Raw genomic sequence first — 20,295 nt, 5'->3', positions numbered from 1 at the left:
GCCTTGCGATCCTTGTCCTGACGCTCCACGGAAAGGTGTCACATGACGGCGTACTCCCTTGACCATGTCGCCCTCGCGGTGCGGCGCTGGGCCCAGGCCGGGCCCGTGCTCGCGGGGCGGTTCGGCGGGCGCTGGACCGGCGGCCACACCCAGCCCACCTTCAGACCGGCCCAGCTCCGGTACGCGGGCGGCATGGGCGTCGAGCTCCTGGAACCCGGCAGCGAGCCGGGGACGTTCGTCCAGCGCTTCCTCGACGGCGCGCGGGCGGCGGCCCGGCCGCACCACCTCACCTTCAAGGTGCGCGACATCCGGGCCGTCCTCGCCGCGGCCGGGTCGCTGGGCTTCGAGCCGATCCTCGTCAACCTGGGCAACCCGATCTGGCAGGAGGCGTTCCTGCACCCCAAGGCCACCGGGCTCGGCTTCCTCGTCCAGGTGGCCCAGTCGGAAGGGCTGCCCCCGGAGCTGCTCGAGGACCTGCCGGGCGCGCAGCGGGCCCCCTGGCCGGAGCCCGCGGCCGAGGCGGCCGCGCTGCCGGTCGTCGTCGGACGGGTCTCGGACGAGGACAAGGCGCGCCTGGTGCTCCGCGACCTGCTCGGCGGCGCCGAGACCACGTGGGGACCGGGGATCTCCTCCTACCGCTGGGACGGCGGGTCGGACCTGCTGCTCGCCGCCGACCCCGACGAGCCGCCCGGGCTCCGGCTCCTTGGCTTCCGCCAGGACGGGGCGGCGGCGTGGGAGCCGTCCGGCGCGCTGCGGGCGGCCGAGGACGAGCCCGTCGTCCCCGAGCTCGGCATCCGGGTCGCCGACCTCGCGGGGGAGAGCCGCGACCGCCGCACGGACCCCGTCCCCGCGACCCGCTGACCGCCCGGGACGCGTGATCCCCGCCCCCGCCGGACCGGCCGGTGGGGGCGGGGATCACCGGGCCGTCACCGGCCGTCGACGATGAAGTAGCCGCCCACGTCCGCCAGCGGCGTCAGCGGCGTCAGCTTCTTGGCTGCGGCGTCGTACTTCACCACGCCCGCGCAGGCCGGGGTGAGCACCCGGCCGGCCGGCCAGGACTGCGAGCAGGTGACGCCGGGGATGGCCTCATAGGTGAACGAGCCGCCGTTGAGCACCGTGGCCAGCTTCTCCGCCGTGGGCTCGCCCTCGATCTTGGCGAACGCCTGCAGGAAGAGGTCGGCCGCCCAGTAGGTCGTCACCGTGCCGATGCCGTCCGGCGGCGCGTCCGACCCGATGGCCTTGAGGTCCTCCCTGACCTGGGCGAACTTGTCCTCGCCGAACGCCAGGGCGCCCTGGGTCGTGGTGCCGTACATGCCGTCCACCGTCTGCGCGGTGCCGGCGTTGTCGAGCAGCGCCTGCGCCGCCTGGCCGTAGAGCATGTCGCCGGTCCAGCCGAGCGACTTCAGCGCGCCGAGCACGCCCAGCAGCGCGGGCGCGGTGACGTTGGCCGACACGACGTCGGCGCCGGACGACATGATGCGCGAGGCGATGGGGGTGTAGTCGGACAGCGGGGGCTCGGTGGCGCTCGGCAGGTCCGCCTCCGCGTACACGACGTCGATGCCGAGGTTGGCGGCGATGGCCTTGGCCGAGATGACGCCGGCCTTGCCGTACGGGTCCGACGAGGCGAAGACGCCGAACTTGATCGACGACGGGTCCTTGCCCGACGCCTTCAGATACTGCTCCAGCGACGACGACGAGCCGACGACCTTGCCGGGCAGCGCCTCCGCGCACGACGCCTGGCCCGAGGTGCTGAACATCCACGGGTTCTTGTCCCAGGCGCAGAAGTCCTGCCCCAGCCAGCCGAACGTCGGCACCTTGTTCTTGACGATGTAGTCGCCGTTCACGCCGGACGCCGGCACGTACGGCACCAGGGCGAAGACCTTCTCGGACTCGACCAGGCTCTGCGTGGCGTGCTGGGAGGCGGCCGGCTGCCCGTTGTCGTCCTGGAAGCCCGCGTACGCGAAGGTGTAGCCGTTGACGCCGCCCTCGCGGTTGGCACGCTCCAGACGGGCCTTCGCGCCGACGTCGAGGCCGGGCAGCGTGTGCTGGCCCGCCTTGGTGTTGGTCCCGGTCCCGCCGACGGTGACGACCTTGCCGTTGACGCCGCGTACGGTGTCGCCGGTGAGCTCGGGCAGCTCGCCGAGGATCTTGACGATCTCCTCGCCGGCCTGCTGCGCGGTCAGCGGCTTGGCCGTGACGGCCGGGCGGGAAGCCGGTTCGGGGGAGCCGGAGGAGCCGCCGCCGCACGCCGTGAGCGACAGGGCGGCCGTCACGGCGACCAGGGTGTTGACCCGCCGGAGCCGGCGGGTGCGCGCAGAGGTCATGCTGTTTGCCTTTCGGAGGTTCTGTGGCTGGGAGGTCAGTGCACGACGGCGGACATGCCGAGGTAGGCGGCGGCGACGCGCTGCTCGTCGACGTCGGCCCGTTCGCTCACCCAGCGGAGGTGGCCGGTCTGCAGCGCGCCGACCTGGCCGGCGACGGTCAGGACGTCCCGGGCCTTCTCCTCGACGAGCACCACGGTGGTGCCCTCCTGCTGGAGGCGCTGGAACGCGGCCATGATCTCGGCGGTGACGAGCTGGGCCAGGCCGAGTGACGGCTCGTCGCTGATGAGCAGGCGCGGGCGGCGGACGAGGAAGGGGGCCAGGCTGAGCATCTGCTGCTCGCCGCCGGACAGGTTGCCCGCCGGCTGCCCGGCCCGCCGGGCCAGGGACTCGAACTGCTCGTAGACCTTGGCGCGGTCGGCCTTCGACGGGAGCCAGATGCTGAGGTTCTCGTCGACGGTGATGGACGGGAAGACGCCACGGGACTCGGGGACGAGGACGAGGCCGCGTTCGACGCGCCGCAGCGTGTCCAGTGCGGTGATGTCCTCGCCGTCGAACACGATGCGGCCGCTCGTCACCGGCACCAGGCCGGCGATGGTGGCGCAGAGCGTCGTCTTGCCGGAGCCGTTGGCGCCCAGCAGGGCCAGTATGGCGCCCTCCCGCACGGTCAGGTCGATGCCGTGCAGCACCTCGACCTCCCCGTACGCGGCGTGCACGCCGTGCAGCTCCAGCAGGCCGGGCGAGCGGTCGGCCGCCGGGGCCGATCCAACGGGCGCCGCCGGCTCGCTGACCTCGATCGCGGGCTCGGGCGAGGCCGGGGGCGCGGCCTGAGGGGCGGCCTGCGCGGCGAGCTTGGCGCGCCTGCGGTCGCGCCGGTGCCGGGCGGCCATGGACTGCGTGGCGAGCAGGCCGTTCGGCTGGGCGGCGAGCTGGATGGCGCCGAGCCCGAACAGCACCTGCGGGATGAGGTCGTTGCTGGTGCCGCCCCAGCTGATCGGCCCGAGGTCGAAGCCGTGGGCCATGATCCAGGGCAGGACGGCGCTGATGATGCCGGCCTCGATGGCGCCGCCGGGGCTGCGTACGCCGACGATGACGACGATCGCCAGCCACAGGAACGTGGCCTGCGGCGGGTTCGCCGTGTTGAGTACCGTGCCGTAGACCGTGACGGCGAGGACGCCGCCCAGCCCCGCGACGGCGGCGGAGATGACGAAGATGAGGAGCTTGGTGACCGGCGGGGAGACGGCCGACGCGGACGCGGCCGGCTCGGCCGTGCGCACGGCGATCATCGCGCGGCCCGCCGCCGAGTCGGTGAGGTTGTTCGCCATCCGGACCAGCAGCAGCACGACGAGGAAGACGACGATCAGCAGCACCCGGTCGTCGCCGAGGTCGATCGGCCCGAACCGGGGCCGCGGGATCGACCAGCCGGCCGTGCCGTTGGAGAACCACTCCATCTTGAACAGCACGTTCGTCGCCAGCAGTGCCAGCGCCAGGGTGGCGAAGGTGAGGCTGAGCCCGGACAATCGCAGGGCCGGCAGCGCGGTCAGCGCGCCGAGCGCGGCGGCGACCAGCACGCCGACCACGGTGGCGGGCACGTAGTGCCAGCCGTTGGCCAGCAGCAGGCCGACGGTGAGTCCGGCCGCCGTGGCGAACGCGCCCTGCGCGAGGCTCACCATGCCGCCGAGCCCGGTCACGATGGTGAACGACAGCAGGATGATGCCGAGCGCGAACCCGTAGATGAACAACTGCCGCCAGATGCCGTTGGCCAGGAACAGCGCGGGCACCAGGATGACGGCCGACTTGATGATCCAGGGCAGGGCCTTCTTGAACGGGCTGAGGTCGTCCCGGTAGTCGGGGGTGGGCTTGGCCGCCGTCGCGGCGGTGCCGGCCTTGCGCCGCCTGCGGTCGTGGCCGAGCAGGATCAGCGCGATGAACAGCACGGCGTACGGGACGGACGCGGTCAGGCCGTACACCTTGGCGGCCCAGGCGCCGAACGCGCCGAGGTAGTCCGCGTTGACGTACGCCACGACGATGTTGCGCACGGCGCCGATGAGCAGCCCGGCGAGGAACGCGAGCGGGACGGAGCGCAGCCCCGCCACGACGGCCGCCGTGGTGGCGACGAACAGCGCCAGGGTGTAGTTGTCGTTGACCAGCCCGAACGGGCCGGGGAACGGCGCGGCCAGCACGCCCGCGACGGCGGCGAGGAAGAAGCTGATCACCCACGAGAGGGTCGAGACCCTGCCCGTGTTGATGCCCCGCAGCCGGGCGAGCACCGGGCTGTCCACCGCGGTCCGCATGTGCAGGCCGAGGGGCGTGAAGCGGAGGAAGGCCCACATCGTGACGAACAGCAGGACGCTGGCGCCCAGGGCGACGAGCTGGTTGTTGCTGAGGACCAGGCCCGCGGCGATCTGGTGCTGCTGGGCCGGCAGCACGCCGGGCACCTGGTAGACCTCGGCCACGTCCTGGAAGGGGATTCCGAGGGTGTCCCGCAGGATCGCGCACACCAGCAGGACGAACGCCGGCACGACGATGAGCACCCCGACCCCGGCGACGATCTTCGTCGACTCCTCGGCGTCGGCCAGGCGGCGGAACACCAGGCGGTCCCACGCCCAGCCCATGAGCGGGGCGAACAGGGCGACGATCACCAGGAGCGTCAGCCACTTGTTCCAGCCGAGCGCGACGTGGAACTGGTGGTAGAGGTAGGCCGCGGCGAAGGCGGTGGCCGCGTGGCCGAAGTTGAAGATGCGCGAGGTCGAGTGCGACAGGACGAGCCCGATCGCGAGCAGCGCGTAGATGGCGCCCGACACCGCCCCGCTGATCGTGATGCTGAAGAACTGCAACGAAGACTCCTAAGAGGGGGTGTCAGCTGCCGAGATAGGCGGCGATGACCTCGGGGTTCTTGCGGATCTCGGCGGGCGGCCCGTCGGCCAGCACGCTCCCCTGGACGAGGCAGACGATGCGGTCGGCGAGGCCCATCACGAAGTCGATGTCGTGCTCCACGAGGACGACCGTCAGCTCGTGCCGCTGGACCAGCCCGAGCAGGACCTCGCGCAGCAGCTCGGTCTCCCGCGGCCCCAGCCCCGACGTCGGCTCGTCGAGCAGGAGCAGCCGGGGCGCGTCCACGATGGCGCGGGCGAACTCCAGCAGCCGCAGCCGGCCGATCGGCAAGGTCGCCGCGCTCACGTCCCGCACCGCCGACAGCCCGCACAGCTCGATGACCTCGTCGGCCCGCTCCAGCAGGGCCGCGGTCTCGCGCCGGCGATGCGGCAGGCCCAGCACGTCCCCGAGCAGGCCGCGCCCGCGGGTCCGCCACTCCAGCGGGACGAGCACGTTCTGCCGCACGCTCAGCCAGCCGAACGCCTGGTGCCGCTGGAAGGTGCGGCGGACGCCGTGCCGGGAGAGCCAGGAGGCCGACCGGGAGGTGACGTCCGCGCCGTCGAGGGCGACGCGGCCCTCGGTGGGGGTGCGCAGCCCCGAGATCGCGTCCAGAAGGGTGGTCTTGCCGGCGCCGTTGGGCCCGATGAGGCCCACCACCTGCCCGCGCGGCACGTCGAGCGTGACGCCGTCGACCGCGGTGATCCCCCCGAAGCGCACCGTCACGTCCGCCAGCCGGAGAACGGTCCCGGTGTCCGGTCCTCCAGGGGTGGCGGGGGTGGCTTGTGCAACATCCATGGTGTGCTCACTTCCTGAGGAGGGGGCGTCCCCGACCGCGGCGCCGAACGTCCTCCGACACAAAAGGAACCCGTTTCCGTTGTAGGGAGCGTGACCAGACGCGTCGCCATTGTCAATATCAAAGCTGTAGACAAGGTGTCTTCCTGCTCTTGACATCCGCTCCCGAACAGAAGAGCCTTCGCTAAACAGAACGTGTTTTCAAACGGCGGCCGGCGTGGGTCCACGCGCGCGCCCGCCCCCGCTTCTCCCGTCACGAGAGGAACGCCTATGACCTCCACCGACGAGTTCCGCGCCAGAGCCCGCGCCTGGCTGGAGCAGAACGCCAAACCCTTCGACGAGGCGGCCGACTACGACCTCGAGGGCACCGCCGTGCCGCTGGAGGAGTCCAAGCGGTTCCAGAAGGCGCTGTGGGAGGCGGGCTTCGCCGGCATCACCTGGCCCAAGGAGTACGGCGGCCAGGGCCTCGGCGCGGCCGAGCTGATCGCCTTCTCGGAGGAGGCGGCGGACTTCGAGCTGCCCACCGGGCCGTTCGTCATCGGCCTCGGCATGCCCGGCCCCACCATCCTGGAGCTCGGCACCGAGGAGCAGAAGAAGCGCTACCTGCCGCCGCTGCTCAAGGGCGAGGAGATCTGGTGCCAGCTCTTCTCCGAGCCCTCCGCCGGCTCGGACGTCGCCGGCCTGCAGACCACCGCGACCCGCACCGAGACCGGCTGGATCATCAACGGCCAGAAGGTGTGGACCTCAGGCGCCCAGCACAGCGACTACGGCGCCATCATCGCCCGCACCGACCCGAGCATGCCCAAGCACAGCGGCATCACGATGTTCATCGTCGACATGAGCCACCCGGGCGTCACCGTCAGGCCGCTCGTCGTGGCGACCGGGCACGCGCCGTTCAACGAGGTGTTCTTCGACGACGTCGAGGTCTCCGACGACGCGGTCATCGGGCGGGTCGGCGAGGGCTGGGCCGCGGCCGTGGTGATGCTCCGCCACGAGCGGGTCACCATCGGCACCGGCACGCGCGCCCGCTCCAACCCGCTCGGTTTCGACGCGCTCCTGGAGCTGGCCCGCGCCCGCGGCCTGGACCGCGACCCCGCCGTCCGGCGGCGGCTGGCGCTGCTGTACGCCCGCGAGTCGGCGCTCGGCGCCTACGGCCACGTGCTGCACGAGGAGTCGATCGCCGGCATCCCGATCGGCGCCCGCGGCTCCGCCGCCAAACTGGCCGGCGCCGAGCAGGCCCTGTGGGCCGCCGACCTGGCGCAGGACGTCCTCGGCGCCGACCTCGCGCTGGGCGGGGCCGACCTGGAGCGGGTGGTGATGGCCATCGTGGCCGCGCCCGGCGGCGCCGTCGCCGGGGGGACCAACGAGATCCAGCGCAACATCATCGGCGAGCGGGTGCTGGGGCTCGCCAAGGATCCCGGCGTCGACCGCAACACCCCGTTCAACCAGTTGAAGCTCTCGCGCTGACCGTCCCACCCTCCAGGAGCTGATGTGTCTCTCATCTTCACCGACGACCAGAAGAGCCTCGCTCAGACGGTCAAGCGCTTCGTCGCCGAGCGCAGCCCGATGCCGCGGGTCCGCGAGGTCATCGGCGGCGAGCACGCCTACGACGCGGAGGTCTGGTCGCGCCTGGCCGGGGACCTCGGCCTGGCCGGCCTGATCATCCCGGAGGAGTACGGCGGCGCCGGCGCCACCCACGCCGACCTGTCGGCGGCGCTGCGGGAGCTGGGCGCCGGCCTCGTGCCCTCGCCGCTGCTGGCCTGCGTGCTCACGGCCGGAGCCCTCCTCGCCCTGGACGACGAGCCGGCCAAGCACGACCTCCTGCCGCGGCTCGCCGAGGGCGGCCTGGTCGGCGCGCTCGCCGTCAGCGAGCCGGGAGAGCGCCGCTGGATCCCCGAGGCGCCCGCCACCGCCGCGACCGGCTCCGGCGACGCCGTCACCCTGTCGGGCACCAAGATCGCCGTGCTGAACGGCGCGGAGGCCGGCGTGCTGCTCGTCCAGGCCGCCGGACCCGGCGGCGCGGGGCTGTACCTGGTCGAGGGCGACGCCGCCGGCCTGACCGTGAGCAGGGACGCCGTGGTCGACCCGACCCGCAGCACGGCGACCGTGACGTTCGACGGCACCCCGGCCCGGCCGCTCGCGGGCGACGCCGCCGCCGCACTCGACCGCGTGGCCGACCTCGCGAACCTGGCGATCGCCGCCGAGCAGTCCGGCGCCATGCTGGCCTGCCTCACCATGACCACCGAGTACGCCAAGGTCCGCTACACCTTCGGCCAGCCCATCGGCGCCTACCAGGGCGTCAAGCACAAGCTCGCCGACATGTACACCCGGTGGGCGCTGTCGGACGCCGCGCTGCGCGAGGCCACCAGGGCGGCCGACGAGGAGCCCGCCAGGCTCGGCGCGGCCGCCGCCGCCGCGCGGGCGCTCACCTCCTCCGGCTACCTCGCCGCGGCGAAGGACACGATGCTGCTGCACGGCGGCATCGGCTTCACCTGGGAGCACGACGCGCACTTCTACTACAAGAACGCGATCGCCGGCAACGTCCTGGCGGGCGACGGCGACTACCAGCTCGACCGGCTCGCCGACAAGCTCGGCGTGTGACCTCGGTGGCGGGCGTCCCTCCCCGGGGTGCCCGCCGCGGCTCTACCTCCTGAGGTGATCCATGACCGCTGACCTGCCACAGGACCGCCGTGCCCTGCTGAGGCGCGCCCGGCTGCCGCTCGTCGCCGCGCCCATGCTGCTCGTCTCCGGCCCCGAGCTGGTGATCGCCGCCTGCCGGGCGGGCGTCTTCGGCAGCTTCCCGACGGCGAACTGCCGGGCCGAGGGCGAGCTCGACGAGTGGCTGCACCGCATCGCCGCCGCCTGCGGCCCCGACGCCGCGCCCTGCGTGCCCAACCTCATCGTGCACCGCTCGAACCCCCGCCTGGACCAGGACCTCGACGTCATCCTGCGGCACCGCCCGGCCGCGGTGATCACCTCCGTCGGCTCGCCCGCCGCCGTCGCCCCCGCCCTGCGGGCGGCCGGGATCCAGGTCTGGTGCGACGTGGCGACCGTGCGCCACGCGGAGCGGGCCATCGACGCCGGGGCGGACGGCCTGATCCTGCTCACCGCCGGCGCGGGCGGGCAGACCGGCAACGCCAACCCGTTCGCGTTCGTGCGGGCGGTGCGGCGGCGCTTCGACGGCATCGTCGCCCTGGCCGGCGGGCAGGCCGACGGGCACGCCCTGCTCGCCGCGCGGGCCCTGGGATGCGACCTCGGCTACATGGGCACCCGCTTCATCGCCACCCGCGAGGCCCGCGCCGACGAGCGGTACAAAAGCTTCGTCGTCGAGAGCGAGCTCGACGACATCCACCTCACCAACGCCCTCTCGGGGCTGGAGACCAACCTGCTGCGGCGGTCGCTGCTGGCCCAGGGGCTCGACCCGGCCGAGTTCGGGCTCGGGCCGAAGCGCTTCTCCATGACGGCGCTGGAAGGCCGCGAAGGGGGCGCGCCCAAGAGGTGGCGCGACATCTGGAGCGCCGGCCACTCCGTCTCCGGCGTCCGCGACGTCCCTTCCGTCGCCGCACTGGTGGACCGGCTGGCCGCCGAGTACGCCGAAGCCGCCCGCACCACCCACGCCCTGACCGCCGAGCCCGCGCGGGCGGCCGGTCCCGCGCGGGCGGCCGGTCCCGCTCAGGCCGCGGGGATCGCTCAGGCTGCTGAGACCCCAGGTGCCCTGACCGCCGAGCCCGGCTCGGCGCCGGGCGTGGCGCGGTGAGCGGGGCGCTGGCGGGTCTGCGGGTGCTCGATCTGACCACCGAGCGGGCCTGGCTGAGCGGGCGGGTGCTGGCCGACCTCGGCGCGCAGGTCACCCTGGTCGAGCCGCCCGGAGGCGATCCCGCCCGGCTCGACCGGCGGGCCGGCGCGCCTCCCGGCCGGACCAACCCGGCGTGGCCGGCCTTCAACCGGGGCAAGCGCTCGGTGACGCTGGACCTGGCCAGGCCGGGCGCCCGCGAGCTGTTCCTGCGGCTGGCCCGCGCCGCCGACGTCGTCATCGAGTCGTACGAGCGCGAGACGCTCCACGGACGGGGGCTCGGCCACGCCGCCCTGTCAGCCGTGAACCCGCGCCTGGTGCTGGTCAGCGTCACCCCGTTCGGCCGGACCGGCCCCTACGCCGGTCACGCCGCCGCCGACCTCGTCGTCGCCGCGACGGGCGGCGCGGTGTGGACCAACGGCGACCCCGACCGCCCGCCCGTCCGCATCAGCTCCGGCCAGTACTTCCTGCACGCCGCGGCCGAGGCGGTCGTGCACACCCTCGTCGCGGTGCGCCACGCCCGGCGCACCGGCCGGGGCCAGCACGTGGACGTCTCGGCGCAGCTCGCCACGATCCGCACCCTGATGAACGCGGTGCCCGGCCCCTACACCGACGGCTCGGTGGTGGACCGGGCCTCCTTCGGCGCGCCCGGGCCCGGCCAGCCCTACCGCCACCTGTTCGGCTGCCGCGACGGGCACGTCCTCGCCACCGTCCCCTTCGGCCCCGGCCCCGCCGGGTACGTCGGCTGGCTGCGCGACGAGGGATTCCTGCCGCCCGCGCTGGCGGCGTACGACGCCGGGCGGCTCGGCTCGCCTGCTCTCGCCGCGGACGACCCGTCGTTCCCCGAGCTGCTGACCGGCGCGCTGGCGGGGTACTTCCTGACCGAGACCAAGGTGGAGCTGACCCGCAAGGCGCTGGCGCGCCGGCTCATGGTGGCGCCGGTCAACACGGTGGCGGACCTGATGGCGGACGAGCAGCTGGCCGCGCGCGACTACTTCCTGACCGCCGGGGACCTGCGCGTCCCCGGCGTCTGGGCCCGGCTGCCGGCCAGCCCCCTGGCGAGCGCCGGCCACGTCGCCGGGCCCGGCGCGGACAACGAGACGGTGTGGCGGGACGAAGCGGGCCTGTCCGCCGAGGAGCTGTCCCGCCACCGCGGCGAAGGGACGATCTGATGGGCGGACCGCTCGACGGCGTCAAGGTGTGGGACGCGTCCTGGGTGGGCGTCGGCCCGCTGACGGCGCGCTACCTGGCCGAGTACGGCGCCACGGTGGTGCGCACCGAGAGCACCCGCTCCGTGGACGTGCTGCGCAAAGCGCCGCCGTTCAAGGACGGCGTGCCGGGACTCAACCGCTCGCAGTTCTTCGCCGACTACAACGCCTCCAAGCTCGGCCTCGGCGTCAACCTGTCCACCGACGGCGGCAGACGGGTCGCGGCCCGCCTGACGGCCTGGGCCGACGTGGTCATCGAGGCGTTCACGCCGGGTGTGATGGACCGGCTCGGGCTCGGTTACGACCGGCTGCGCGCGGTCAACCCCTCCCTGATCATGCTTTCGACGTCCATGAACGGGCAGACCGGCCCGCGCAGGGGTTTCGCGGGGTTCGGCACGGTGCTCGCCGCCATGTCCGGGTTCTGCGAGCTGACCGGCTGGCCCGACCGTGATCCCGGCTCCCCGTACGGGGCGTACACGGACTTCATCGGGCAGCGCTTCGCCGCCGTGGCCGTGCTCGCGGCCCTGGAGCACCGCGACCGCACCGGCGAGGGCCAGCACATCGACCTGTCCCAGATGGAGACCGGCCTGATGTTCCTCGCGCCGGAACTCGTGGACCACCAGCTCACCGGCCACGTCGCGACCCGCGACGGCAACCGCGACCGCGCGGCCGCCCCGCACGGCGTCTTCCCGTGCCTGCCGGAGGGCGGCAGGGAGCGGTGGGTTGCTATTGCGGTGACCGGCGACGACCAGTGGACGGCCCTGCGCCGCGCCCTGGGGGAGCCCGCGTGGGCGGCCGATCCCCGGCTCGCCACGCTGTCCGGGCGCAAGGAGCAGGAGGACCGCCTGGAGCGGGCCCTCGCCGCGTGGACGTCCGCCAGGACGGTCGCCGAGGTCGTCGGTACGCTCCAGCCGGAGGTGCCGGCGGGGCCGGTGCACGACGCGCGGGGTCTCCAGTCCGATCCGCAGGTGGCGCACCGGGGCTACTTCCGGCCGCAGCCGCACCCGGTCATGGGGATGACGCCGTACGAGGGCGCCCAGGCGGAGCTGTCGCTGACGCCGTACCGCGTCACCAAGGCGGCCCCGCTGCTCGGCGAGGACAACGAGCGGGTCCTCACCGAGCTCCTGGGCTTCGCGGCGGACGAGGTCGCCGGGCTCGTCGCCGAGGGCGCCGTCGAGCAGGTCCTGGATTGAAGCGCACATGGAACGGAAGAAGGAGAGCCATGCCGCAGACCGTCGATCTCACGGGGCAGACCGCCGTCGTGACCGGATGCTCCTCGGGACTCGGGCGGCGCTTCGCCGTCACCCTCGCCGAGCACGGGGCCTCCGTGGTCGCCGTGGCCCGGCGCGCGGACCGGCTGGGCGAGCTCGCGGACGAGATCGCCGCGGCCGGCGGCGCCTGCCTGCCGCTGGCCGCCGACCTCACCGACGACGAACAGCTCGGCGGCCTGCTGGACGCGGCCGAGGAGCGCTTCGGCACGGCCACCATCCTGGTCAACAACGCCGGCATCCCCGACGCCCAGCACGCCACCAAGATGCCCGTCGACCTCGTGGACCGGGTGCTGGGGACGAACCTGCGCGCGCCCTGGCTGCTCTCCTGCGACTTCGCGCGCCGGCTCATCGCGGCCGGTGCCGGTGGCCGGGTGGTGAACGTCTCCTCCATGGGCGCCTACGAGTACCGGGGCGGGGGAGCGGCGCTCTACTCGGTGACCAAGGCCGCCGTCGTGCGGATGACGGAGGTGCTCGCGGTCGAGTGGGCGAAGTTCCACATCAACGTCAACGCCATCGCGCCAGGCGCGTTCGCCTCGGAGATGATGGACGGCATGGTGCGGCGCATCGGCGGCGACCCGTCGCGGTTCTTCCCCCGTGCCCGCATGGGCGACCCGCGCCAGCTCGACAGCAGCCTGCTCTACCTGGTGTCCCCGCACTCGGAGTTCGTGACCGGCACCGTGGTCAAGGTCGACGACGGCCAGGGCGCGCGCTGAGCTCCGCCGGGCCCGGGGCCTATCTGCCGGTCTCGGGCTCCGGCATGAGCAGCCGCCGCGCGGCGAACTTCATCCGCTCCTCGACGTACTCGGGGGTGAGCTGGTCGTTGAGCCAGCCGATGACGCTGCTGTTCCACAACGACTCCAGCATGTGCAGCGCCCGGTATTCGGCGGTCGTGATGCGGTGGTCGGGCCCCCACGCGGCGCGCCCCATCAGCTCGGCCAGGCTGGTCGGCGGCGGCGTCTCGGCCAGGAGCGGCGTCTCCTCACGCCGCTCGCCGAGCGGCTTGGGGATGTGGTAGGCGCTGAGCGCGGCGTGGGCCCAGCCGCGGTTGTACTGCATCGCGCGGAAGGCGCGGTGCAGCACCTCCGCGGCCCGCCCCTCCGGCGTGCGCTGGCGCGGGGGACGCTGCACGATGTCCTTGCGCAGCTCGTCGAGCTGCACCTGGATGGCCGCGGCGAGCAGGGCGTCCTTCGACGGGTAGTAGCGGTAGAGGGTCGACAGGGCGACCTCCGCGATCCTGGCCACCTCGCGCATCTGGACCGCGTCGTAGCCGCCCCGGGTGGCCAGGGCCATCCCGGCATCCAGAACACGTTCTGCCCGGAAGGCCCGCGCCTCGGGCGTGCGGCCCTTCCTGCTGACCCGGGTCATGGCGGACCTCCTTTCCCCGTGGGTGAAGGACATGAGAGCCCGCTGACGGCCTGGGGTCAGCGGCTGCAAAGCTGGTACTAAAGAGTACACGTTCTCATGAGCGCGCGAGCGGCGCCGGGACGGGTTCCCGGCGCCGCCGGGGCCTCAGCCCTGGTGGCGCGAGAGCACCAGGCTGCCGGCCGCCGCGAAGAACATCCCGACGCCCTGCACGAAGCTGATGTCGGCCTTGGGGAGCTGCTCCACCGCCTCGCCGCGGAGCTGCCGCACGGCCTCCTGGATGGCGAACATGCCGTACATGCCGGTGTGGGTGTAGGACAGGCCGCCGCCGTTGGTGTTCATCGGCAGCGAGCCGCCCTTCAGCGTGTTGCCCTCCGCGACGAAGTCGCCCGACTCGCCGCGCCCGACGAAGCCGAGGTCCTCCAGCATGTAGAGCGGCACGTGGGCGAAGGCGTCGTAGGCCATGAGGTGGTCCACGTCGGCGTGCGAGATGCCGGCGGTGCGGAACGCCTCCTCCCCGGCCTTGCGGAAGGCCGCGAACGAGCCGGGGTCGGCCATCTGCGACACGAGGGGCCCCTCGGCGGCCTCGCCCGAGCCGAGCAGGTACACCGCGCGGTCGCCGCCCGGCAGGTCCCTCGCGCGCTCGGCGGTGGTGAGCACGAGCGCGCCGCCGCCGTCGGTCACCACGCAGCACATGTCCCTGGTGAACGGGTAGGCGATGGGCGGCCCGGCCAGCACCTCCTCGACCGTGGTGGGCTTGCGGCGGAAGGCGCGCGGGTTGTTCAGCGCCCACGTCCGCTGCGCCACGACGACGTGCGCCAGGTGCTCGCGGGTCATGCCGCGCTCGTGCAGGAAGCGCAGCGCGGGCAGGGTGAAGGTCGAATAGGGCGTCTGGGCGCCGTAGACGGCCTCGAACTGCCCGGTGGCCGAGGCCGGGTTGGGGGCCCAGGGGGCCACGCCGACCCGGGAGCGTCCGGACTCGCCGTGGGTGACGAGCACGACGTCGGCGGCGCCGGCCGCGATGGCGGCGGCGGCGTGGCGGACGTGCAGCATGAAGCTGCAGCCGCCGACCATGGTGCCGTCGAGCCAGCGGGGCTCGATGCCGAGGTGGTGGGAGACCTCCAGCGCCAGCGGCCCTGCGGTGGCCACGCCGTCGATGTCCTTGGCGGTGAGCCCGGCGTCGGCGAGGGCGTTGCGTGCCGCCTCCGCGTGCAGGCCGAGGACGGACAGGTCGGGGCGGACGCCGACGTCGGTGGTCTCGGCCGCGCCGACGATGGCGATGCCGCCGTGGTGCATCGAGGTCATCGGGCCACCTCCCCGGCGGGGGCGAACACGGGCAGGGTGTGCTCTCCCCGCTCGACGAAACAGACCTGCAACGCCATGTCCAGCTCCAGATGCTCGGGCTCGGGCGGCACCCCGACGATGTTGGTCATGAGACGCGGCCCCTCGGCCAGCTCCACCAGCGCCACGACGACCGGCGTGGCGGGGTCGAAGGGCGGCAGGGGCCGGTAGTTGATGACGTACGACAGCAGCCGGGCCGCGCCGCTGACGGTCGTCCACTCCACGTCCGCCGAGCCGCAGGCGGGGCAGAAGGGGCGCGGGTAGAAGTAGTGCCGCTCGCAGGACGCGCAGCGCTGGACGCGCAGCTCGCCGTTCGCGGCGCCCTCCCAGAAGGGGAGTGTCTCCGGGATGGGCACGGGTGCCGGGCCGGGCATGGCGGTTCCTTTCGAGGGTGGTTTCACAGGTGGGCTCGAGGATGCGGCGAGCGTCTCGCGCATCGCCGCCGAGCTGACCACGACGACCGCGAGGATCAGCGTGGTGATGAGGAAGGCGGCCTGGAAGGACAGGGCGTCGGCGACCGCCCCCGCCGCGACCGGGCCGATGATCGCGCCGACGTCGGACGACATGTTGAACCACGCCACGTTCCTGGCGGGGCTGCTGCCGCTGATGTCGGCGAGGAGGGCGGCGGGCGTCGCGGACAGCCCGCCGCCCGCCACTCCGAGCAGCGCCATCGAGGCGAGGAAGACCGCCTCGCCGGCCGGGAGGCAGAGCAGCGCGACGGCGACGCCGCCGAGCACGCCGGCGGTGATCATCGCGGGCCGCCTGCCGCGCGCGTCGGCCCACCGGCCGAACGCCCGCACGGAGATCACCTGGGTGACGGCGGTGCCGAGCATCGCCACGCCGATGAAGGTGCCGCTGCTGCCCAGCTCCTCCGTGGCGAACACGAGGATGGTCGAGTTGCGCAGGCCGTAGAAGAGCCAGCCGACGGTGAAGCTGGCGACGAGGGCCGCGGCGAAGGCGCGGACGTACGTGCCGCGGGGCAGCGACGCGGTCTCCGCCGGCGGAGCGCCGGCGTGCCGGGGTCCGGGCGGCGGCGGGACGCCGGGGGAGAGCTTGAGCTGCGAGATCGCGGCGGCCACGAGCAGGGTGGCCCCGTACAGCAGGAAGGGCAGGCGCGGGTTCACGTCGGCGAGCACGCCGCCCATCGCGGGCCCGGCGATGGCGCCGAGCATGAAGCCGAGCTGGAACGTGCTGATGCCGCTGCCCCGCGCGTCCGCCGGCGCCGTGCGCAGGACCAGGGACATGGCGGCGATGGTGAAGGCCGAGCTGCCCATCCCGCCGATCGCCCGCAGGGTGATGAGCAGCGTGAAGTCGGGGGCGAAACTGGCGACGATCATCGTGGCGCCCTGCAGCCACAGTCCCCAGGCGATCACCCGGCGCTCGCCGAAGCGCTGGACGAACCGGCTGTTGACGACCGCGGTGGCGAGCCGGACCACCGCGAACGCGCTGATCGCCGCCCCCACGACCGCGCTGCCCACGCCGAACTCCGCCGCGAGCAGCGGCAGGGCGGGCGCGATCACGCCGAAGCCGAGGGCGACCACGAACGCGATCAGGGCGGAGATCCGCAGATCGGCGGGCAGCGCCTGGAAGCGCCTCACCGCACAGCCATTTCAGGTCCTCCGGCAGGTGGCGGCCGGGCCGCGGCCCGGATCCGGCTAAAGACAACATGTTCTGCTTACTGACAGAGTTGGAGCTGAACTCTCCGATGTCAAGAGGCAGCCAAGCCTTGCCGGTTCAGTCGTAACGTGTTTCACTTGGCACCTGATTAGGCCGGGCGGCGACGCCCGGACCAGGTCTTCCGAGCGTTCACGAATCGAGGTTCCATGCCCATCGACGCTTCGCTGGTCGGCCGCAAGAGCGAACCCCTCACGAGATCCTGGACCTCCGACGACGCCCTGCTCTACGCGATCGCGGTCGGCGCCGGCCAGGAGGACCCGCTCTCGGAGCTGCAGTTCACGACCGAGAACACCGCGGGCACGCCACAGCAGGTCCTCCCGACGTTCTGCAACGTGGCCATGGGCGCGGGGATGGCCCTGCCCGGCGACCTCGACCTCACCAAGATGCTCCACGCCGAGCAGGCCTTCGAGCTGTTCGACACCATCCCGGTCGCGGGCGAGGTCGAGTCCACGGGCGAGATCGTCGGCGTGTACGACAAGGGCTCCGGCGCCATCATCGCCACCGAGAGCGTCTCGCGCGTCCCCGGCGGCGCGCCGCTGGCGAAGATCCGCACCTCCCTGTTCTTCCGCGGGTACGGCGGCTTCGGCGGCGAGCGCGGCCCCGGCACCTCCTGGGAGCGGCCCACGGGCAAGCCCGACCACGTCGTCACCTACACCACCCGCGCCGACCAGGCGCTCCTCTACCGGCTGACCGGCGACCGCAACCCGCTGCACACCGACCCGTCCTTCAGCGGCCGGGGCGGCTTCCCGCGGCCGATCCTGCACGGCATGTGCACCTACGGCTTCACCGGCCGCGCGCTGCTGCACACGGTCGCCGGCTCGGAGCCCAAGCGGTTCCGCGCCATGTCCGCCCGCTTCACCAAGCCGATACTCCCCGGTCAGACGATCACGGTGTCGATCTGGGCCGACGGCACCGACGTGCGGTTCCAGACCACCGACGAGAGCGGCGCCCCGGTCATCGACCACGGCACGGCGGTCATCCTCTGACCGTGCGCGCCGCGCACGGCACCCCCTCCACCCCTCCGTCTGCGGAAGGACACCCCCATGGGATCACTTGACGGCAGAGTCGCCATCGTCACCGGCGCCGGACGCGGCATCGGCGCCTCCATCAGCCGCATGTTCGCCCAGCAGGGCGCGCGGCTCGTGCTCAACGACCTCGGCGCGGGCCCGGACGGCTCCGGCGGCGACACCGGCCCCGCCGAGGCCATCGCCAGGGAGATCAACGACCTCGGCGGCCAGGCCGTCTCCGACGCCGGCGACATCGCCGACACCGCGACGGGGCGGCGCCTGGTGGAGCTGGCGCTGGAGAACTACGGGCAGCTCGACGTGGTCGTCAACGTCGCCGGCATCCTCCGCGACAAGATGATCTTCAACCTGCCGGAGGAGGACTGGGACGCGGTCATCCGCGTGCACCTGCGCGGCCACTTCAGCACCATCAAGCCCGCCGCCGCGTACTGGCGTCAGCAGCGCAACCCCGAGGGCCACTACCGGATCATCAACTTCACCTCCGACTCCGCCCTGCAGGGCTCGCCCGGCCAGCCGAACTACGCCGCCGCGAAGATGGGCATCATCGGCCTGACCGCCTCGCTCGCCAACGGCCTGGCGCGCTACGGCGTGACGGCCAACGCCATCGCCCCCGGCGCGGCCACCCGCCTGACCGCGACCGTGCCCGACGACAAGAAGCTCGGCGAGGACCCCGCCGCCGAGGAGCTCATGTCGCCGGACAACATCGCGCCGATCGTCACCTACCTCGCCGGCACCGAGTCCGGCTGGCTGTCGGGCCGCACCCTCGGCGCCTCCGGGTACGACGTCCGGCTGTGGAACAACCCGGAGGTCGTCGAGACCGTCTCCTCCGACGGCCCCTGGGACCTGGCCGACCTCGGGGAGAAGCTGACCAAGTCGTTCCGCCCCAAGGCCGACGGGCTGCACCCGTCGATCTTCATGGCGCAACTGCCCCGGTAACGGAGCCGCACGGGGGACGCGGGCCCCGGGCCGGCCGAGAAGAGCCGGCCGGGCACCCCGCAACGGGGATCGCATTCATCGGTCAAGCCGGACAGGGAGAGACGCACGATGTCCTCTACCACTCACCCGACCACGCCTCACCCCACCACGGAGCCCGTCGGCTTCTACCAGATCGCCGCGGCCGACCCCGGCCGGCCCGGCATCATCGATCCCGACGGGTCGATGCTCACGTACGGCGAGCTGCTGGCGCGGGTCAACCGCGTCTCGCGCGCCCTGCGCAGCCACGGGCTCGGCAACGGCGACAGCGTCGCGGTCGCCCTGCACAACGGGCACGAGTACCTCGAGGTGATGCTGGCCACGGCGCAGGTCGGGATGTTCTTCGTCCCGGTCAACTGGCGGCTGACCCCCGCCGAGATGCTCTACATCATCAAGGACTCCGGCGCCAGGCTGCTGGTCATGGACGCCGAGCAGGCCGCCACGCTGCCGCTGGAGTCGCTGCCCGAGCACCGGTACGTGATCGGCGGCGAGGTGCCGGGCTGGCTGCCGTACCCGGAGCTGGGCGCGGGCGAGCCGGACGACGCGCCGGCCGACCGCCGCTTCGGCGGCAGCATGGGCTACACCTCGGGCACCACCGGCAACCCCAAGGGCGTGCGCAGCCTGCTCTACCCCGACGCCGAGCCGGAGCCGGTGCTGGGCGCGCTGTACGGCGGCCTGTGCGCCCGCTACGAGGTCACCATGGACAAGGGCGTGCACCTGGTGTGCTCGCCGATCTACCACGCCGCGCCGAGCGGCCACGCCTTCGCCTTCCTCCAGCTCGGCCACACGGTCGTCATCCAGGGCAAGTTCGACCCGGAGAGCGTGCTGGCCGCCATCGAGAAGCACCGGATCACCACCGTGCACATGGTCCCCACGCACTTCCACCGGATGCTGCGGCTGCCGCAGGAGGTGCGCGAGAAGTACGACCTGTCCAGCCTGGAGGCGGTCATCCACGCGGGCGCCCCGTGCCCGGTGCCGATCAAGCAGCAGATGATCGAGTGGCTGGGCCCGGTCGTGTGGGAGTACCTGGCCTCCACCGAGGGCGGCGTCTCCCTGGTGGGTTCGGAGGAGTGGCTGCGCAAGCCCGGCACGGTCGGCCGGCCGACGCCGAACACCCTCGTCAAGATCCTCGACGAGGACGGCAACGAGGTGCCCACCGGCACCGCGGGCATCATCTACTTCGGCATCCCCGGCGCCGGCCCGACCTTCGAGTACAACAACGACCCGGCCAAGACCGCCGCCAGCCGCCGGGGCGACCTGTCGACCGTCGGCGACTACGGCTACTTCGACGAGGACGGCTACGTCTTCCTCCTCGACCGGCGCACCGACCTCATCATCTCCGGCGGCGTGAACATCTACCCGGCGGAGATCGAGCAGGCCCTCATCACGCACCCGGCGGTCGCCGACGTCGCGGTCATCGGCGTCCCCGACCCCGACTGGGGGCAGAGCGTGCTCGCCGTCGTCCAGCCCGCCGAGGACGCCGTGCCCGGCGACGACCTCGCCGCCGACCTGCGCGCCCACTGCGCCGGGCTGCTGGCCTCGTTCAAGATCCCCAGACGGTACGAGTTCCGCGCCGACTTCCCCCGCACGGAGACCGGCAAGCTGCAGCGCCGCAAGCTCCGCGACCTCTACGCCGGCTGACCCCGGCCGGCGAGAGCA

At 73.1% G+C, this 20,295-nt stretch carries 16 protein-coding genes; 10 read left to right on the top strand and 6 right to left on the bottom strand.

The genetic code is table 11. From position 1 onward, the window contains the following. The first annotated feature begins 42 nt into the window (after positions 1-42). Complete coding sequence (locus tag SMD20_RS09925; RefSeq protein ID WP_329578039.1) at positions 43-861, top strand: VOC family protein; 819 nt, start codon at positions 43-45, stop codon at positions 859-861. Positions 862-926: 65 nt separating this feature from the next. On the opposite strand, the gene SMD20_RS09920 is transcribed toward SMD20_RS09925, so the two are convergent. From SMD20_RS09920 to SMD20_RS09910, 3 genes are read right to left on the bottom strand one after another with little or no spacing between them, the layout of a single operon-like run. Continuing rightward, a complete protein-coding gene (locus tag SMD20_RS09920) occupies positions 927-2,324 on the bottom strand; it encodes an ABC transporter substrate-binding protein (protein ID WP_329578036.1) in 1,398 nt (465 codons plus the stop codon). A 35-nt stretch (positions 2,325-2,359) separates the two neighbouring features. Further along, entirely contained in the window at positions 2,360-5,158 is a 2,799-nt protein-coding gene (locus SMD20_RS09915; RefSeq protein ID WP_329578033.1) for an ABC transporter permease subunit, read from the bottom strand. A 22-nt stretch (positions 5,159-5,180) separates the two neighbouring features. Then, positions 5,181-5,990, bottom strand: a complete 810-nt coding sequence (locus SMD20_RS09910; RefSeq protein WP_329578030.1) for an ABC transporter ATP-binding protein — start codon at positions 5,988-5,990, stop codon at positions 5,181-5,183. 267 nt (positions 5,991-6,257) lie between these two features. Between SMD20_RS09910 and SMD20_RS09905 the strand changes: the two genes are divergently transcribed. The 6 genes from SMD20_RS09905 to SMD20_RS09880 all read left to right on the top strand — a co-directional run bounded on the left by SMD20_RS09905 (position 6,258) and on the right by SMD20_RS09880 (position 12,972). Further along, positions 6,258-7,454: an acyl-CoA dehydrogenase family protein gene (locus SMD20_RS09905; protein WP_329578027.1), complete on the top strand. Its 1,197-nt coding sequence runs from the start codon at positions 6,258-6,260 to the stop codon at positions 7,452-7,454. Between the two features lie 24 nt (positions 7,455-7,478). Next, positions 7,479-8,588 (top strand): acyl-CoA dehydrogenase family protein, encoded by a 1,110-nt coding sequence (locus tag SMD20_RS09900; protein ID WP_329578024.1) that lies wholly within the window; start codon positions 7,479-7,481, stop codon positions 8,586-8,588. Between the two features lie 61 nt (positions 8,589-8,649). After that, on the top strand, positions 8,650-9,744 hold the full coding sequence (locus SMD20_RS09895) for an NAD(P)H-dependent flavin oxidoreductase (RefSeq protein WP_329578022.1): 1,095 nt from the start codon (positions 8,650-8,652) through the stop codon (positions 9,742-9,744). Further along, complete coding sequence (locus SMD20_RS09890) at positions 9,741-10,952, top strand: CaiB/BaiF CoA transferase family protein (protein WP_329578018.1); 1,212 nt, start codon at positions 9,741-9,743, stop codon at positions 10,950-10,952. The genes SMD20_RS09895 and SMD20_RS09890 overlap by 4 nt, the downstream gene beginning before the upstream one ends. Next, a complete protein-coding gene (locus tag SMD20_RS09885; protein ID WP_329578015.1) occupies positions 10,952-12,181 on the top strand; it encodes a CaiB/BaiF CoA transferase family protein in 1,230 nt (409 codons plus the stop codon). The genes SMD20_RS09890 and SMD20_RS09885 overlap by 1 nt, the downstream gene beginning before the upstream one ends. A gap of 29 nt (positions 12,182-12,210) precedes the next feature. Next, entirely contained in the window at positions 12,211-12,972 is a 762-nt protein-coding gene (locus SMD20_RS09880) for an SDR family NAD(P)-dependent oxidoreductase (protein WP_329578011.1), read from the top strand. Between the two features lie 19 nt (positions 12,973-12,991). Here the strand turns inward: SMD20_RS09880 and SMD20_RS09875 are convergent, their stop codons facing one another. The 3 genes from SMD20_RS09875 to SMD20_RS09865 form a co-directional block, all read right to left on the bottom strand. Further along, entirely contained in the window at positions 12,992-13,624 is a 633-nt protein-coding gene (locus SMD20_RS09875) for a TetR family transcriptional regulator (protein ID WP_329578008.1), read from the bottom strand. A gap of 144 nt (positions 13,625-13,768) precedes the next feature. Further along, positions 13,769-14,926 carry a thiolase C-terminal domain-containing protein gene (locus SMD20_RS09870; protein ID WP_329578006.1) on the bottom strand — a complete coding sequence of 386 codons (1,158 nt, stop codon included), beginning with the start codon at positions 14,924-14,926 and terminating at the stop codon, positions 13,769-13,771. Further along, positions 14,923-16,560 (bottom strand): MFS transporter, encoded by a 1,638-nt coding sequence (locus tag SMD20_RS09865; protein ID WP_329578003.1) that lies wholly within the window; start codon positions 16,558-16,560, stop codon positions 14,923-14,925. Before SMD20_RS09865 ends, SMD20_RS09870 begins: the two co-directional genes overlap by 4 nt. Before the next feature lie 225 nt (positions 16,561-16,785). On the opposite strand from SMD20_RS09865, the gene SMD20_RS09860 reads away from it, so the two are divergent. From SMD20_RS09860 to SMD20_RS09850, 3 genes are all read left to right on the top strand, one after another. Beyond that, complete coding sequence (locus tag SMD20_RS09860; protein ID WP_329578001.1) at positions 16,786-17,625, top strand: MaoC family dehydratase; 840 nt, start codon at positions 16,786-16,788, stop codon at positions 17,623-17,625. Positions 17,626-17,682: 57 nt separating this feature from the next. Continuing rightward, positions 17,683-18,600 carry an SDR family NAD(P)-dependent oxidoreductase gene (locus SMD20_RS09855; RefSeq protein WP_329577998.1) on the top strand — a complete coding sequence of 306 codons (918 nt, stop codon included), beginning with the start codon at positions 17,683-17,685 and terminating at the stop codon, positions 18,598-18,600. Positions 18,601-18,708: 108 nt separating this feature from the next. Then, positions 18,709-20,277 carry an AMP-binding protein gene (locus SMD20_RS09850; protein ID WP_329577995.1) on the top strand — a complete coding sequence of 523 codons (1,569 nt, stop codon included), beginning with the start codon at positions 18,709-18,711 and terminating at the stop codon, positions 20,275-20,277. Positions 20,278-20,295: the final 18 nt, after the last annotated feature.

This window comes from Nonomuraea sp. LP-02 (genome assembly GCF_036289125.1).
GTDB classification, from domain to species: Bacteria; Actinomycetota; Actinomycetes; order Streptosporangiales; family Streptosporangiaceae; genus Nonomuraea; species Nonomuraea bangladeshensis.
Note: the sequence above shows the minus strand (reverse complement) of the source record. Positions and strands in the feature narration are given on the sequence as shown.

Excerpts from the sequence above, each read along its gene's own strand:
- SMD20_RS09925 (WP_329578039.1), top strand. The coding sequence starts at position 43 with ATGACGGCGTACTCCCTTGACCATGTCGCCCTCGCGGTGCGGCGCTGG.
- SMD20_RS09920 (WP_329578036.1), bottom strand. The coding sequence starts at position 2,324 with ATGACCTCTGCGCGCACCCGCCGGCTCCGGCGGGTCAACACCCTGGTC.
- SMD20_RS09910 (WP_329578030.1), bottom strand. The coding sequence starts at position 5,990 with ATGGATGTTGCACAAGCCACCCCCGCCACCCCTGGAGGACCGGACACC.
- SMD20_RS09905 (WP_329578027.1), top strand. The coding sequence starts at position 6,258 with ATGACCTCCACCGACGAGTTCCGCGCCAGAGCCCGCGCCTGGCTGGAG.
- SMD20_RS09895 (WP_329578022.1), top strand. The coding sequence starts at position 8,650 with ATGACCGCTGACCTGCCACAGGACCGCCGTGCCCTGCTGAGGCGCGCC.
- SMD20_RS09885 (WP_329578015.1), top strand. The coding sequence starts at position 10,952 with ATGGGCGGACCGCTCGACGGCGTCAAGGTGTGGGACGCGTCCTGGGTG.
- SMD20_RS09880 (WP_329578011.1), top strand. The coding sequence starts at position 12,211 with ATGCCGCAGACCGTCGATCTCACGGGGCAGACCGCCGTCGTGACCGGA.
- SMD20_RS09875 (WP_329578008.1), bottom strand. The coding sequence starts at position 13,624 with ATGACCCGGGTCAGCAGGAAGGGCCGCACGCCCGAGGCGCGGGCCTTC.
- SMD20_RS09870 (WP_329578006.1), bottom strand. The coding sequence starts at position 14,926 with ATGACCTCGATGCACCACGGCGGCATCGCCATCGTCGGCGCGGCCGAG.
- SMD20_RS09860 (WP_329578001.1), top strand. The coding sequence starts at position 16,786 with ATGCCCATCGACGCTTCGCTGGTCGGCCGCAAGAGCGAACCCCTCACG.
- SMD20_RS09855 (WP_329577998.1), top strand. The coding sequence starts at position 17,683 with ATGGGATCACTTGACGGCAGAGTCGCCATCGTCACCGGCGCCGGACGC.
- SMD20_RS09850 (WP_329577995.1), top strand. The coding sequence starts at position 18,709 with ATGTCCTCTACCACTCACCCGACCACGCCTCACCCCACCACGGAGCCC.